Source organism: Desulfomonile tiedjei (genome assembly GCA_016212925.1).
GTDB lineage: Bacteria > Desulfobacterota > Desulfomonilia > Desulfomonilales > Desulfomonilaceae > JACRDF01.
Genome location: JACRDF010000010.1, coordinates 252,368 through 266,715, shown reverse-complemented (window position 1 = coordinate 266,715; position 14,348 = coordinate 252,368). Strand labels below are relative to the sequence as shown.

Here is a 14,348-nt window from a genome sequence, read left to right as displayed (position 1 = left end):
TCGAATGGGTTGGAAGAAAAGGTTGACATCGTCTAGCCGACTGGTCTACTATCCGGACATCGGAGGACCAAATAAACTATGGGCAAGGATAGCACTAAGGACAAAATACTCGCACACGCTGCCCAACTAATTCACAGGAAAGGGTTCAACAACACTGGCATCCAGGAAATCCTTCAAAGCGCCGGGGTCCCGAAGGGATCGTTCTATTTCTATTTCAAGAGCAAGGAAGATCTGGGGCTCGCGTTGATCGACTACTATGCCGAGACATTGGGATCGAGGTGGCGGACAGTCTTGGAAGCTCCTGAAGTGCGCCATCTGAAGCGACTTGAGAGATTTTTCGACGAAACTCGCATCCGGCACGAGCAAGATGAAGGGAAAAGCGGGTGCCCCATAGGAAACCTCACGCAGGAAATGGGAGTGCTTAGTGACGCGTTTCAGGCCAAGCTCAGAGGGGTCTTCAGCGGAATGAAGGCGTCCATTAAGAACTGCCTGGCGCAAGCGCAAGCCGACGGGGAAATCAGCCCGTCCCTCGACGCGGACGCGACCGCGGACTTCATTCTGAATAGCTGGGAGGGTGCTCTGTTGAGGATGAAGGCGGAAGGCCACACCGGACCGCTTGTTCTTTTCCAGAGAATGGTCTTCGATCGTGTACTGAGGGCATGAATGTTGTACAGCAAATCAGGACGTCGGCCATTTGATTTTTTTCGATCATACAGTCGACCGGTCTACTATTAGAATCCGAATACAGAGTTCGTTCGCTCGCAGATTGCGAGCCCGAAGCCGCGCAAAACGTCAAAAACAATAGGAGGAATTATCATGGCGCTTATTCCGACAATCCCACCGGAAAAGGCTGAAGGAAAGCTGGCAGAACTCTATGCCGAGGTCGAACAGCTCTTCGGAAGAGTCCCCAATAATGTGCAAATGCTGGGTATCAGCCCGGCCTTACTGGACAGCCAATTGCAGATGGTGTCCTATTACAGGGAGCATCCTGTGTTAAGGACCCCGCTTCTTGCAATGATACGTATGCTGGTTTCAAAGGCCTGCAAATCGCCCTATTGCCAAAACCTCAACACAGGCCTGCTGATGAAGGCGGGTTTCACCAAGGAACAGATCGAAGCCGCTCAGGCCGACCCCAACCAGGCCCCTCTGGACGAAAAGGAAAAAGCCCTGCTCTTGTTCGTCTTGAAAGCCACCGACAACCCGCATTCAGTGGTCCAAGCGGATGTGGATCGTCTGCGAACTCTGGGCTGGACCGATTTGGCCATATTTGACGGCCTGGCTCATGGGGCTCGCATGGTGGGCACTAACATAATTTTTGATACATTCAAGGTCGATATAGATTGAGCAATGCCGCGTGCGTTGAGACGGGAAGCATCAAATCGCGTAGGGAGAGCCGTGACCGTCGGTTCTTCGATTCGGCGGCCGCAGGCCGCCCTACGACTGCCCACCGGAACGGACTCTGACAAGCGAGAGGTGCTGAATCCCTTTCGCTTGATTTTCCATATCTGAAAACGAACCGGTACTATGCAATTGGAAAGTGCATTGCCTCTGGGTGCCACTGCTGGCTTGTCCAGCAGAGGCACCCACGCACAACGCTGTGACTATTTTTCTTCCAGCTTCTTCTTTTGACTCTTGTTGTCCAGCCCCAGGTAGCATGTGGTGAGCGAAGCGAACCGCATCGCTCGTGCAAAAAGAACGGACAACGCGAATCCGCGTTTCGCGGGGCCGTTCCCCTTGTTCACCGCATCCTACGCGCTTTACGGGGAATCCACAATAAGTGTAACAGGTCCGTCGTTGACCAGGTCCACCATCATCATTGCGCCGAAAATGCCTTCCTGCGTTGGTATGCCTCCCTTGCGGATTTCTTGTATGAAATCGCGATAAAGCGCTTGAGCCTGTTCCGGCGGAGCAGCTCCCGCGTACGAAGGGCGTCTGCCTTTGCGGCAGTCGCCGTACAGAGTGAACTGCGAGACAATGAGCATCTCGCCCGCAACCTGATCTAAGCTCAGGTTCATCTTGCCCTGTTCGTCCGAGAAGATTCGCAGGCCGGAAAGCTTTTCAGCCATCCATCGGACTTGCTCCGGTCCGTCAGTGCCGGCCGCGGCAAGAAGCACGAGCATTCCGTGGCCTATCTCGCCGACCACCTTGGCATCCACCGACACACTGGCCCTAGACACTCGCTGAACCACAGCCCTCATGGCGTTTTCCTTAGAAACTTATTCCAAAGCAGAATGAATGCAGGGACAAAATCCTCCGGGGTCTCTTTCATCATTGAAGATAGCTTTCCAAGGGCCATGAATCCGCCCCATTTGACTTCTTCGGGGTTTGGAACAGGCTCTTGGTCTGTCTCCACTTTAAACAGCATCACGTGCTCATTGTCGGTTTGCTCGCAAGCAGCTACCCGCAGAACTTGCCGGACGCGCGCGGGGATGCCCAATTCCTCCTCGAGTTCCCGGACCGCGGTCTGTTCATACGATTCGCCGGGGTCCACATGTCCTGCCGCGGACGAGTCCAGCTTTAGCGGATGCCGGTCCTTTACCTCGGAGCGCCTCTGAACGTATATCTCGCCTTGAGAATTGAAGACAAATATGTGGACCGCCCGGTGCATCAGGCCCTTTCGGTGAATCTCCGCACGAGTCGCCTTCCCGATGACCTTGTCACGGGAATCGACTATTTCAAGGATCTCCTCGTCTGTTGAATGAGCCATCTTCTGCCCGATCACTTCTTCTTATAAGTGTATTATTAGAACCTGAAATCAACCCTGATCTTGAATATTCTCTTGGCAGGAAGCTCCAGAATGTCGACGCCGGTCTTTTCGACCAGGTCTTGTATGACTCTTTGCTTTTCGGCAAGGGAGGGGGCGATAAGTGTGAACCACACGTTGTATTCGTGCTGCCGCTCGTAGTTGTGGGTAACTCCGGGGAATGCGTTGACGGTTCGGACAAATGATTCGAATTTCTCTCGCGGGACCTTGGCAGCCAATAATGTGCTGACGAACCCAACCCGCCTCGAATTTATGGACGCTCCGATGCGCCTGATAATGCCTTCTCGTTTGAGCTTGGCAATGCGCGCGAGCACTTGTTCCTCGGTCAGACCTACTTTCTCACCGATCAGCCGGTAAGGGTGAGGCTGAACCGGGAACCCGGCCTGTATTTCGTTCAACAATTCCCTGTCATTTGCGTCCATTTTGTGTCCGCTATTGTTCTGCGTCCGAGACGGCTCTACAGCAATTGCCCAAAATAGTGTCCGTTGTTCTGCGACGGCTCCCGTACCATTGCCGATTTGCTCACCCGTCGTTCCCGCGAAAGCGGGAACCCAGGGCATCCAGCGAGACGCGGGACTGGATTCTTGCTTTCCCAGGAATGACGGAATGGAGCCCTTCCGAATCGGACGAAAATGTGGCACTCGGCATAATCATGCACGAGGCCTCTGCTACTGCACCACGCCAGTCACTGGTGAGGGGCTGTCACTGACTCTCAGGTTCCATTGTTACAGCGACCTGCATGGGTTCTATGGAATCTATTTTGAGCCCGTCCGGTTTCACCTGCACGAGGGTCATGACTCTGCGCTTCGCACTCAATTCAGCAACGCTAATGGGTTCCGTGGTGACGGAAACAACTTTCTTCAAGTCGCCTTGGACAGCCCTGATCGTAACCTCGGAGGGGAGAACAGCCACCTTGGTTTTATCCGGTATCGCGCCCACTATCGTTGGCACCACGCTAATCTTCCTCACGGAAGCCGCCTCGATATTCAGGTGCAGGTCGGACGGGCGAATTTGGGACGTTGTGATGCCGGGAGGAACCAGCAGATTCTTGCTCGTTATCCTGAAATAATTGAGGCCCGGAATTACTCCGCTGAGATCCACCACAGCCCTCACAGATCCGGGCTTGAGGTTTGCCAGGCCCGATTCGGACCCCCGTATCCTCACGTCTATCCTGTCCATCCATTTGCCCGTTATTTCCATGGAGGGCGGCAGATTGGTGTACTGAATCGGGATGGACATTCCGACTTCGGATCTCTGGGGTCCCACGATTACGAACCAGAGCACCATTGCACATCCCGCGGCCGCCAGTTTCAGGGGCCAGTTGGATTTAAGCAATGTCAGCGCGTTTGGACGAGGACCTCCCGTTTCTGCGGCAACGCCACGCACCAGCCCCCGTTCGAGGGCTTGTCTAAACTCCCCCTTTTTCTTGTAGACGGTGATTTCTTTGTCCTCGACGAGTGAAACCTCTCCCCGTTCCTCTGAGACCACTATGCACAGGGCATCGGAGCGCTCAGTCAGCCCAAGCGCCGCGCGATGCCTTGTTCCGTAGCGAGAACTCAAGGCTTCGTCCGTCGAAAGAGGCAATATGCAACTAGCCGCGTGTATCCTTTCTTTGGATATGAGAACTGCTCCGTCATGCAGCGGGGAAGTTTTCTGGAAAATCATCACCAGCGCTTCAGCGGACATTACCGTGTCCAGCGTCTTGCCTTTGAGGATTAGAATGTCCAGTATGTCCATTCTCTGAAGGACTATTAATGCCCCGATCCTCAATCGAGCAAGCTCAGCCACGGCCCGGACAGTCTCATCGAGCATGCCGGGCCCTACGTCGTTTGATTGCCGTCCACTCAGGTACCGAACAGGGGACACGCGATCCAGCATTTCTCTGATTTCAGGCTGAAAAACAATTACCAGCACCACAATTATTGCGGCCCATAAATACTGGAATAGGACCGAGGTCAGTATCAAGCCCAACGCGGAAGCCACGAAATAGAACACTCCGATTGCCAGCAGAGTCACCAATATCTGAAAGGCACGAGTTCCTCTGAACCAGGACAAAATGAAGTAAATCAGGCAAGCCATGATGGCTATGTCCACCATGTTGGCTGCACTGATTGATTGAAGTAATTCTTCCAGTGTTTGCATCAAATCCTGCTGCCGGGCCGCTCGGTCTGGGGATCCTGGAAATGGCCGTCCAAAGCGTACTACACATATCCAAACCACATTTCGTGGCCTTTTGCAAGACGAGCGGGAAGATGTGCAGCCACAGAGGCTTTGACCCACGGGCCGCTTGGACATCGTTCGACCGCCAATCCCATCTTCAAAAATTGGCTCCTGCACCGGGGTTTATGCCGACTTTAACTGTATGAATCCAAGTAGATACCAGTTTGACCTGACACGCAGCGAGCCGTCGAAGTGCTCGGCGGGGATATCCACATTTCCTGTGGATAACTTGCGTGTAAAGCTGTGGATAACTCGGGGCGGCTAGCATCCGGTCAAGTTTGAGAGCGTTTTGCCTCATCGTGGAGCAAGCAGAAAAGCTCAATAAAATCAACAATAAATATAACATTCCGAAATCCCGAAGCCTGCGGTGGAAATGGCTTCCGGAGCGTTTGCAGTTATAAACATCTGTGGATAGATTAATATCCGCCACCCCCGTGGAATGGAAGAATTTTCCGGACGCCCCCCAGTCGGAATTGGGCGCCTTCAGTCATTCCAGACGGTTGACCCCTACCAGATATTGTGTCAACAAAAAAGAAAGCCCAATATGTGGGTGTTAGCAAGTTTCGGCTATTTCGGGTATAAAGGAAATTGCGGAGGAGAAGCCTCTTTGCACAAAAAGGTCTCCCCTGTAAGTTGCCTCTTAAGCCTTTTCGGTTTCCCGCTCTCCTTCTTGAAAGCGCCGACGGTATGAACGTAGCAGAATCTTCGGTCAGATTTCCCATCACAGTCATCGTCCGAGTACTGCTCGTGCTTGTCTTCGGGTACGTTTCTCTGACCTTTCTTGTCGTGGAACTCAAGCCCGAGACAGAGCAGCCGGTTCTGGTCGTGAGCACCAGATTCCCGGGTGCGGCTCCCGAAGAAGTGGAAGGTGAAGTAACCAACCGCTTTGAGGAGAACATCAGCGGCGTTTCCAACATGCTCTATACGCTCAGTTTTTCGCCGTACGGCCAGTCCTTCGTGGTCATTTTCTACAAACCGGGCACCAATTTGGACCTGGCCGCAGCGGAACTCCAACGCAACCTGGATCGAGTTACAGACCTGCCAAATGAGGTCCAGAAATCCCAGATTTTCAAAGCTAGCGATCGCGTAAGCTTGCCTGTGTACCAGTTCGCTCTCACAGGGGACGTGGACATAGTTACAATGTCCACTTGGGCGGACAAGGACATAGCCCCGAGGATAAAGCGAATACCCGGTGTGGGTGACTGCCAGTTCGACGGCAACAGAAACCGTGAGATGAGGATAACCTTCGACCGGGAGCGCCTCAAAGCCAGACGTCTAACAGTCGCGGACATCAAACAGTTTGTCGATAGGACCAATCTTAACCAGAGCGGCGGATACTTTGTCGAAGGGACCCGGGAATGGACGGTCAGGACAGTAGGAGAACTCCTTAGCGCAGAGTCCTTTCGGAAGGTCATCATTTCGAGACCGGGGCAGCCGATCGTTTACCTGTCCGATGTTGCGATAGTGGAGGACAAATACGAGAGACCCGATTCGTACTGCCGTATAAACGGGGTCCCCGGATTGATTCTGAATGTCTTCAACCAGGTAGGCGCCAACCTGGTGCAGACCATTAATCTCGTGGACAAAGAACTCGAGCGGATCGAGAAGGAATACGGTCCCCTGGGCGCAAAATTCCAGAAGATATACGACCAGAGCAATTATATTCGCGATGCGGTCCAGATAGTGACGAACTCTCTTATAGAGGCCATTATCCTGGTGCTACTGGTGTTGTTCGTCTTTCTTAAAAACTGGCGAAGCATTTTCATAGTGGCGACTTCGATTCCGGTGTCCGTCATTGGAACCTTTATCGGGATGTATCTTTTCGGCTATTCGATCAACGTGCTTTCGTTGGCAGGACTGGCGCTTTCCGTTGGAATGATCGTGGACGATGCGATCGTGGTGCTCGAGAACATTTACCGCCACCGATATGAAGAAGGGAAAAGCATTGTCAGGGCTGTTGTGGACGGAACGGGCGAGGTTGGAATGGCCGTGTTCATGTCCACTCTTACCACCGCGGCAGTCTTTCTGCCCATTCTTATGCTGCGTGGTGAGGTCGGGACCCTGTTCGGCCCGGTCGCGTTCGTAATTTCCGTCGCCATCTTTCTGTCGCTCTTCGATGCATTCACCGTGGTCCCAATGCTTGCCTCGCGATGGATGAAAAAGGAAACCCGACCTTCAGGCATCTGGAAGAAAATCATGGCTCCTCTTGGTGTCCTGGACAGGCTGGGCGCTGCGTCAGCCAATGGGATTATCCGGGCCCTGAGGTTTTTTCTCGGCGGATGGCGGCGCAAAGTGGGACTGATCGTAGGAGTGCTTGGCCTGTTTGCGTTTTCACAGTGGATTCTGCCTGGAATGGGCTACCTCCCCACGGGAGGAACAAACCTGGTCAAGGTGCAGGTCGAAACCTTCGAAGGGACGAGTCTCGATGAAAACAGCAGACTGATGCGGATTCTGGAAGACCGCTGGAAGAATATCAAAGGCGTCAGGCACATAGTGGCGACCCCCAGCAGGAACGTGTTCAGAAACGTAATCTTCTTGGTCTGCGACAGAGAAGAGGACAGTGGCGTGCCGGTCGTCACAATCGCCAAACAGGCGTACGAATCCTCCAGAGACCTTCCTTTCAAGGCAGTGAATCCGATCCAATTTCCGCTGTTCGGCAACATTTACACCAGATCCAATGTGGTTGACGTGCGCATCATGGGCAAGAGCTACGTGGTCATCGAGGACATCGTCAACCGCATCATGGAGATCGGAAAAGATACGCAGGGGATAATCTTCCGGTACACGGAGTTGGCCCTCAAGAAACCACAGGTAGAGGTGCGTGTGGAACATCAACGTGCGTCGCACCTCGGTTTTCAGGTCAAGGATATAGCCGATGCGGTCGAAGCCGCTGTAGGAGGTCAGAAGACGACTTCCCAGTACGATGTGGAGGGGCGCTACTTCTACATAAGGGTAATGGGTGAAGAGGCCGATGTGAAAACCGTGTTTGATGTGGGAAAGATCATCCTAACCTCTCCCCGGGACCCGACCATCCAAGTGCCTCTAACCAGCCTGGCCTCGGTGGAGGCTACGTTCGGACCACTCCAGATCAACCACTACAACTCCAAACGCAGCGCCAGGGTTCAGTTTACCATTCAGGACCGACCACTGGGCGACGTTTTTAAGGAGGTCGATTCCAAGATCCAAAACTCCGTCCCTCTTCCCGTAGGATACACGGTCATCCCCTTCGGAGCGGTCAATGAGCTGAAAACTCTATTGGACGCAATCAGATTCGTGTTTCCCTTGTCGATCGTTGTGGTTTACCTACTCCTGGTCATGCAATTTCAATCTTTCTTGAGGCCGTTGTCGATCCTGTTAAGCGTGCCGCTCTCCATAATCGGTGCAAACTTGCTGGTGAAACTTACGGGAGTGCATTTCGATTCTTTCACCATGCTTGGTTACATAATGATGGTTGGTTTGGTTGTTAAGAATGCTATCCTCTTGATAACCTATACTGTGCAGCTTATTGAAGAACATGGGGTAGAAAGGGATGAAGCGCTGGTCCTGGCCAGCCAGCGCCGAATGCGGCCCATCTTTATGACCGCCATCGCGATGGTGCTCGGTATGCTTCCTCTGGCTGTCAAGCAGGGCGCGGGAGCCGAGATATATAACGGCTTGGCCACCGCTGTTGTGGGCGGATTGGGGGTTGCGACTCTCTTCACATTGATTTTCATCCCCATAGTGTATACATTGTTGGACGACCTGAAGACACGATTTTGGAAGGTCCGGCCCGTTTCGCTGGACGAGGAGCTTGAGGGTCGATGACCGGTTGATCCTAGATTGAAAATGATGTCTATTGAAGGACCTATGGCGTCCGGGACGGTTTGAAGGCCACCGTCGACTTATTTGTTAAGGAGCCAATTAATACAATGACTCTTTGGCCTTTAGCGCTGTATTTCTTTGCTGTTTTGGCTATTGTAGCAGCCATGGTGGGCATATCCTTCGTCCTCGGAGAACGGCACAGACAGAGGACAACCGGCGAACCGTTCGAGTCAGGAATAGCGCCTACCGGTTCAGCGAGATTACGTTTCGATGCCAGATTTTACCTGTTAGCTGTTTTTTTCGTCATTTTCGATCTTGAAGCGCTGTTCATTTTTGCATGGGCCGTGGCTGTCCGAGAATTGGGATGGGCGGGCTATATCGAGATAGTGGTATTTATTGGAATTTTGCTCGCGGCCCTAGTCTACTTGTGGCGCGTCGGGGCCCTGGAAATGGCAACAGCAAGGCAAAAAGCGCCTTGGACTCCTCGAAATAGAAAATACTAGCGAAAGGGCTGACTGGAAAATGCAGTGGTCCCTTGTTAAGCCCGGCTCACATGAGTCCGGCCGGCGTAAGGATGGAGTTGAAGAAGCGGTACCCGGCAATGTCATATTGGGAAAGCTGCAAGACCTTCTGGCATGGGGCCGCAAGAATTCCATTTGGCCGTTCAACTTTGGGCTTTCGTGTTGTTACGTCGAGATGGCCACAGCCTTTACCAGCCGATACGACATCGCGCGTTTCGGCGCTGAAGTGCTTCGCAGCAGCCCCAGAGAGGCCGACCTGATTGTAGTCTCTGGAACTGTGTTCATGAAAATGGCCCCTGTTCTCAAGAGGCTTCACGAACAGATGATGGAGCCTCGTTGGGTGATTTCCATGGGATCCTGCGCCAACTCGGGAGGGATGTACGACATCTACAGCGTAGTTCAGGGGGTGGACAAGTTCCTTCCGGTGGATGTGTATGTTCCTGGATGTCCGCCTCGACCCGATGCCTTCCTGGAAGGGCTCATGCTCCTGCAGAAGGCTGTCGGGGCCGAAAGAAGGCCCCTGAGTTGGGTCGTCGGAACGCAGGAACCTCAGCAGCCGGCAAGACCGTCAATGAGGGACGCAAAACGGGAATTGCGTCGGCAGGCCACCGAGCTGCGCTCTCCGGATGAAGTATAGTTGAGGGATTTCGAGCACGCCCGGCGCTGCACGGACTGGGGCCGGCGTCTTGGCCGAAAAGGATAGAGGCAAGGGGATATCCTCTATGACCGAGGCTTTGAGCATTCTTGAGGAATTACAGAACAAACTCGGCGATGCAATTGTGGCCACACAAGCGACTTGTGATGATATTCCAACCGTATGGATATTACCGGAGGCCGCTCATGGCGTTTTGCGTTACCTGAAACAGGAAGCCCCCAAACCCTACAAAACGCTGTACGACCTGTCCTGCATAGACGAACGGGTCCGCGCCAATCGCAAAGGCCAACCGGCAGCCGATTTTTCGGTGGTGTACCATCTCCTATCCTATGATCGCAACGAAGATATTCGAATCAAAGTAGCTCTGGAGGGAGATTTCCCGTCTATTCCGAGCATTGTTGATCTCTGGCCCGCGGCAAATTGGTACGAACGTGAGGCCTGGGACATGTTCGGGGTCAAGTTCGGGGGACATCCTCTTCTGAAGCGTATTCTCATGCCCGCCGGATGGGAAGGACATCCCCTGCGCAAGGAACATCCTGCCAGGGCAACCGAAATGGGCCAGTTCCGGTTGCCTGAGGCAAAACACATCTCGGAAGAAGAAGAACTGCGATTTCGTCCGGAAGACTGGGGAATGAAGACCGCCAGTGGAGACACGGACTTCATGTTTCTGAATCTCGGTCCCAATCACCCATCGGCGCACGGTGTGCTCCATGTCATGTTGCAGCTCGATGGGGAGGAGATCGTGGACGCGGCCCTGGATATCGGCTTCCACCATCGCGGGGCCGAAAAGATGGGTGAGCGGCAGTCGTGGCACACCTTCATCCCGTACACCGACAGGATCGACTACCTGGGCGGTGTAATGAACAACCTGCCCTATGTCCTGGCCGTGGAAACGTTGGCAGGGATCAAGGTCCCGGAAAAAGTGGACACTATCCGAGTGATGATGGCCGAGTTCTTTCGCGTGGCGAGTCACCTGGTTTTTTTCGGCACCATGGCCCAGGATGTTGGCGCTATCTCCCCGGTGTTTTTCACATTCAACGACCGCGAGCGGATCTTTGACATTGTCCAAGCTATTTGCGGCGGCCGCATGCACCCAAGCTGGTACAGGATCGGTGGTGTGGCTCAGGACCTGCCGAAAGGGTGGGACAAGCTGGTCCGGGAATTCCTCGACTATATGCCGGCTCGCCTGGATGAATACGACAAACTGGTCATGCAAAACCGCATTTTCAAAGCCCGTACTCAGGGCGTAGGTGTGTACAGCGCTGAGGAGGCCATTGATTGGGGTGTCACCGGGCCGGGCCTTCGAGCGTGCGGCTTCGAATGGGATTTCCGAAAGAAAAGACCTTACTCCGGGTACGAGAATTTTGAATTCGACATCCCTACGGCTGATACAGGAGATTGCTACGCCAGGACCCTTGTCCGACTGGAAGAGATGCGCCAGAGCCTCCGGATCATTGACCAGTGCCTGAAGAATATGCCTTCCGGGCCTTACAAATCCGATCATCCGCTTACGACTCCCCCGCGGAAAGAACGGACAATGCATGACATCGAGACGCTCATAACCCATTTCCTGGGCGTGAGCTGGGGTCCGGTGATTCCTCCGGGCGAAGCGTTCTGCGGTATTGAAGCCACCAAGGGCAATAATGGCTACTACTTGATAAGCGACGGAAACACTATGGCTTACCGGGTGCGCATCCGAACTCCGTCGTTCGCACACCTGCAGATGGTCCCTTTGATAAGCCGAGGCTTGGCGGTCGCTGACATGCCCGCTATTCTCGGCAGCATCGACTATGTATTGGCGGATGTGGATCGATGAGACAACCAAGCATAGTTATTAAAACGGTCGGTGGGAGCAACAGACATGGATGAAGAATTCCGTTGGCCCAAGAAGGGGGATAATCCCTTCCTTATCAAGGCTGTTGAGCCTGGTTCTCCTACCTGGGCATCACAACACTTTGATGAGTTAATGAGCAACTGGGAAGCCGCCCGGAATAATAAACCACTGAACAAGATCGACCCTCTACGCTGAGAGGAGAAAGACCATGATTCATGATGTCGTTGCTGCGGTGTACAAGGGAGGCTACCGAATCGAGCTGGAATTCGACGACGGAAAGCGGGGTGTAGTGGATTTCTCGAAGTATATGGCCAAGGGCGGCGTGTTTGAACGTTTCAAGGATATGGAATTCTTCCGTGAGTTCTCAGTAAACGCTGAACTTGGCACCTTGACCTGGGGAGATGAAGTTGATGTAGCTCCCGAGACCCTTTACGCCGAGGCAACAGGCAGCGACCTACCTTCATGGATGGAGAGTTCCGAAGATCAGCCGGCGAATCAGCTCCCCCAGTCGGACCCGCAGCAAGCGCCTATCCGGTGAGGCGCAGCTGCATTGTCAGGGATGAATCCGCTTGTTAGACGCTGACAACCTCTGCCCTTTTTGGCAATTCGGTGTAAAGTGCCGCGTACCGATGGAGGAGAAAATGCATAATGAATTCACTGCAATAATAGAGCAAGATGGCGATTGGTACATTGCGTATTGTCCGGAAATACCCGGCGCTAACGGACAGGGCCGCACCATCGAAGAATGCCGCAAGAATCTTGCTGAGGCAATTGCGCTCGTTCTTGAGGATCGCCGAGAGGATGCTTTGCGGGGAGTGCCACAAGACGCTATTCGAGAAACGGTCGTAGTGCAATGAAGGGTAGCTCGTGGTTGAGACATCCGCGTAAGCACGGGTGTTACCTCAAAAGAGAAGGACCTGAGCATTCATTATGGTGTAATCCGAAGACAGGGGAAGTCGAAGCAGTACCTCGTCACACGGAGACATCAAACAAACTAGCCAAGAAGATCTGTCGAGGACTGTCAATATCTGAGATTTGACGAGATGTGTCACAACCAGCCCCGTGTAACAAGGCCACGCACGGGAGAGCGGCAAACGAATTTGATATTGTTCCACCCATGCTGTTCCAATTAATCGCGGCTTATCGGCAGCCTTATGCGAGGAAGAAAGTCAGGAGGACTCGTTGCCACCGAAAGTGCGTGAGCTGATCGACGAGTTGCAGCGAGCCGGGTTCGTCGATCGTGGTGGAAAAGGAAGCCACCGAAACTTTGTGCATCCCAAGGTATCCAAACCAATAGCGATCTCCGGAAAACCTGGAGATGACGCTAAGCATTATCAGATTCGTGGTGTGCGCCGCGCGATTGGGGAGTCTAGAGAATGAAAGACAGTGCTAAGTACGCAAAAATCGTGGAGTGGTCCGATGAGGACCAGTGTTATGTGGGAAGCGCACCGGGTTTGATCCTGGGTGGTTGTCACGGTCCCGATGAGAAAGAGGTGTTTGCCGAACTGTGCGAGATCGTCGAGGAAGCCATCGCTTTGTACCGAGCGGACGGAAAGCCTCTTCCACCGTCGACGGCTGGTCGCGACTTCGCCAACAAGATGCAGGACGTCGCATAACGCTCGACTTGACAAGGACGGTCCCATAGCTCTCAGGTGTGGGCCACCACGTTGGCAGCGCTGGCACAGTGCTAGTCCAGTCATGTGGAATCGAGATTCAATTCATCAAATATGGGAGTTCAAGCACAATGACGACGAGAAAGCTTATTGAAGAAGCCCTTTCTCTTCCTGTTGAGGAAAGGGCGCTTATCGCTGATTCACTTCTGCGTAGCCTCAATGCCCCTAATACCGCCATTGATGCCAAGTGGACGGAAGTGGCAAAGAGAAGGCTTCAGGAGCTTCGTTCCGGAAAAGTCAAAGCAATTCCTGGTGATGAGGTATTCTCCGAAATTCTTGGACGGCTTGCCAAGTGAAGTTCGCTTCTCATCCGGAAGCTAAGGCAGAATTGACCACACGCGAAGACCAATTGCAGAACAGACTTGATGTTCCATTAATTCCATTGTCGTCAAGGACCGGATTATGCTGAGCGAAGAAATTAAGCGGGAAATTGAATCCTATATCCGCGAGCATTGCCCCACCCCCCGCGGAGCATCCATTGAAGCATTGATGGTGCTCCAAAGGCACCGAGGGTGGTTGTCTGACGAGTCCATCCGCGAATTGGCAGCCTATTTGGAGATGTCTCCGGACGAACTGGACGGCGTTGCCACATTCTATAATCATCTATTCCGAAAACCTGTAGGGAGACACGTTATCTGGATATGCGACAGCGTTTCGTGCTGGATCATGGGATACGAAGGCCTCTTGGAACATATGCAGGGCCGCCTCGGCATCAACCCGGGCGAAACAACCCCCGACGGTCGCTTCACGCTATTACCGATACAGTGCCTTGGAGCCTGCCATCATGCGCCGGCTTTGATGATCGACGACGACCTTCACGAAGACCTGACGCCACAGAAATTCGATGAAATCCTTGAGCGGTACGAGTAGGGGGCCGAAA

At 53.3% G+C, this 14,348-nt stretch carries 17 protein-coding genes; 13 read left to right on the top strand and 4 right to left on the bottom strand.

Annotated elements, in window-relative coordinates; genetic code table 11:
- Positions 1–78 precede the first annotated feature (78 nt).
- Together HY913_05345 and HY913_05340 are read left to right on the top strand one after the other, a co-directional pair.
- On the top strand, positions 79–663 hold the full coding sequence (locus tag HY913_05345; protein ID MBI4962684.1) for a TetR family transcriptional regulator C-terminal domain-containing protein: 585 nt from the start codon (positions 79–81) through the stop codon (positions 661–663).
- Between the two features lie 153 nt (positions 664–816).
- On the top strand, positions 817–1,344 hold the full coding sequence (locus HY913_05340) for a hypothetical protein (GenBank protein ID MBI4962683.1): 528 nt from the start codon (positions 817–819) through the stop codon (positions 1,342–1,344).
- Positions 1,345–1,757: 413 nt separating this feature from the next.
- On the opposite strand, the gene HY913_05335 is transcribed toward HY913_05340, so the two are convergent.
- From HY913_05335 to HY913_05320, 4 genes are all read right to left on the bottom strand, one after another.
- Positions 1,758–2,198 carry a D-tyrosyl-tRNA(Tyr) deacylase gene (locus HY913_05335; GenBank protein MBI4962682.1) on the bottom strand — a complete coding sequence of 147 codons (441 nt, stop codon included), beginning with the start codon at positions 2,196–2,198 and terminating at the stop codon, positions 1,758–1,760.
- On the bottom strand, positions 2,195–2,707 hold the full coding sequence (locus HY913_05330; GenBank protein ID MBI4962681.1) for an NUDIX domain-containing protein: 513 nt from the start codon (positions 2,705–2,707) through the stop codon (positions 2,195–2,197). The genes HY913_05335 and HY913_05330 overlap by 4 nt, the downstream gene beginning before the upstream one ends.
- Positions 2,708–2,742: 35 nt before the next feature.
- Positions 2,743–3,186, bottom strand: coding sequence for an Lrp/AsnC family transcriptional regulator (locus HY913_05325; protein ID MBI4962680.1), 444 nt, complete (start codon positions 3,184–3,186; stop codon positions 2,743–2,745).
- Positions 3,187–3,466: 280 nt separating this feature from the next.
- A complete protein-coding gene (locus HY913_05320) occupies positions 3,467–4,906 on the bottom strand; it encodes a TIGR00159 family protein (protein MBI4962679.1) in 1,440 nt (479 codons plus the stop codon).
- A gap of 765 nt (positions 4,907–5,671) precedes the next feature.
- On the opposite strand from HY913_05320, the gene HY913_05315 reads away from it, so the two are divergent.
- From HY913_05315 to nuoE, 11 genes are all read left to right on the top strand, one after another.
- Positions 5,672–8,788, top strand: a complete 3,117-nt coding sequence (locus tag HY913_05315) for an efflux RND transporter permease subunit (protein MBI4962678.1) — start codon at positions 5,672–5,674, stop codon at positions 8,786–8,788.
- 104 nt (positions 8,789–8,892) lie between these two features.
- Positions 8,893–9,288 carry an NADH-quinone oxidoreductase subunit A gene (gene ndhC / locus HY913_05310; GenBank protein MBI4962677.1) on the top strand — a complete coding sequence of 132 codons (396 nt, stop codon included), beginning with the start codon at positions 8,893–8,895 and terminating at the stop codon, positions 9,286–9,288.
- Positions 9,289–9,307: 19 nt separating this feature from the next.
- A complete protein-coding gene (locus HY913_05305; GenBank protein ID MBI4962676.1) occupies positions 9,308–9,943 on the top strand; it encodes an NADH-quinone oxidoreductase subunit B in 636 nt (211 codons plus the stop codon).
- Between the two features lie 85 nt (positions 9,944–10,028).
- Complete coding sequence (nuoC, locus tag HY913_05300; protein ID MBI4962675.1) at positions 10,029–11,777, top strand: NADH-quinone oxidoreductase subunit C/D; 1,749 nt, start codon at positions 10,029–10,031, stop codon at positions 11,775–11,777.
- Positions 11,778–11,822: 45 nt separating this feature from the next.
- Positions 11,823–11,990, top strand: a complete 168-nt coding sequence (locus tag HY913_05295; protein MBI4962674.1) for a hypothetical protein — start codon at positions 11,823–11,825, stop codon at positions 11,988–11,990.
- A 13-nt stretch (positions 11,991–12,003) separates the two neighbouring features.
- Positions 12,004–12,333 carry a DUF2442 domain-containing protein gene (locus HY913_05290; GenBank protein MBI4962673.1) on the top strand — a complete coding sequence of 110 codons (330 nt, stop codon included), beginning with the start codon at positions 12,004–12,006 and terminating at the stop codon, positions 12,331–12,333.
- A gap of 103 nt (positions 12,334–12,436) precedes the next feature.
- Positions 12,437–12,652 carry a type II toxin-antitoxin system HicB family antitoxin gene (locus HY913_05285; protein MBI4962672.1) on the top strand — a complete coding sequence of 72 codons (216 nt, stop codon included), beginning with the start codon at positions 12,437–12,439 and terminating at the stop codon, positions 12,650–12,652.
- 325 nt (positions 12,653–12,977) lie between these two features.
- Positions 12,978–13,175, top strand: a complete 198-nt coding sequence (locus tag HY913_05280; protein ID MBI4962671.1) for a type II toxin-antitoxin system HicA family toxin — start codon at positions 12,978–12,980, stop codon at positions 13,173–13,175.
- The gene (locus HY913_05275) at positions 13,172–13,411 is read left to right on the top strand and encodes a hypothetical protein (protein MBI4962670.1); all 240 of its coding nucleotides are present in this window, start codon (positions 13,172–13,174) and stop codon (positions 13,409–13,411) included. Before HY913_05280 ends, HY913_05275 begins: the two co-directional genes overlap by 4 nt.
- Positions 13,412–13,539: 128 nt before the next feature.
- On the top strand, positions 13,540–13,764 hold the full coding sequence (locus HY913_05270; GenBank protein MBI4962669.1) for an addiction module protein: 225 nt from the start codon (positions 13,540–13,542) through the stop codon (positions 13,762–13,764).
- Positions 13,765–13,870: 106 nt separating this feature from the next.
- The gene (gene nuoE, locus HY913_05265) at positions 13,871–14,338 is read left to right on the top strand and encodes an NADH-quinone oxidoreductase subunit NuoE (GenBank protein ID MBI4962668.1); all 468 of its coding nucleotides are present in this window, start codon (positions 13,871–13,873) and stop codon (positions 14,336–14,338) included.
- The last annotated feature ends 10 nt before the right edge of the window (positions 14,339–14,348 follow it).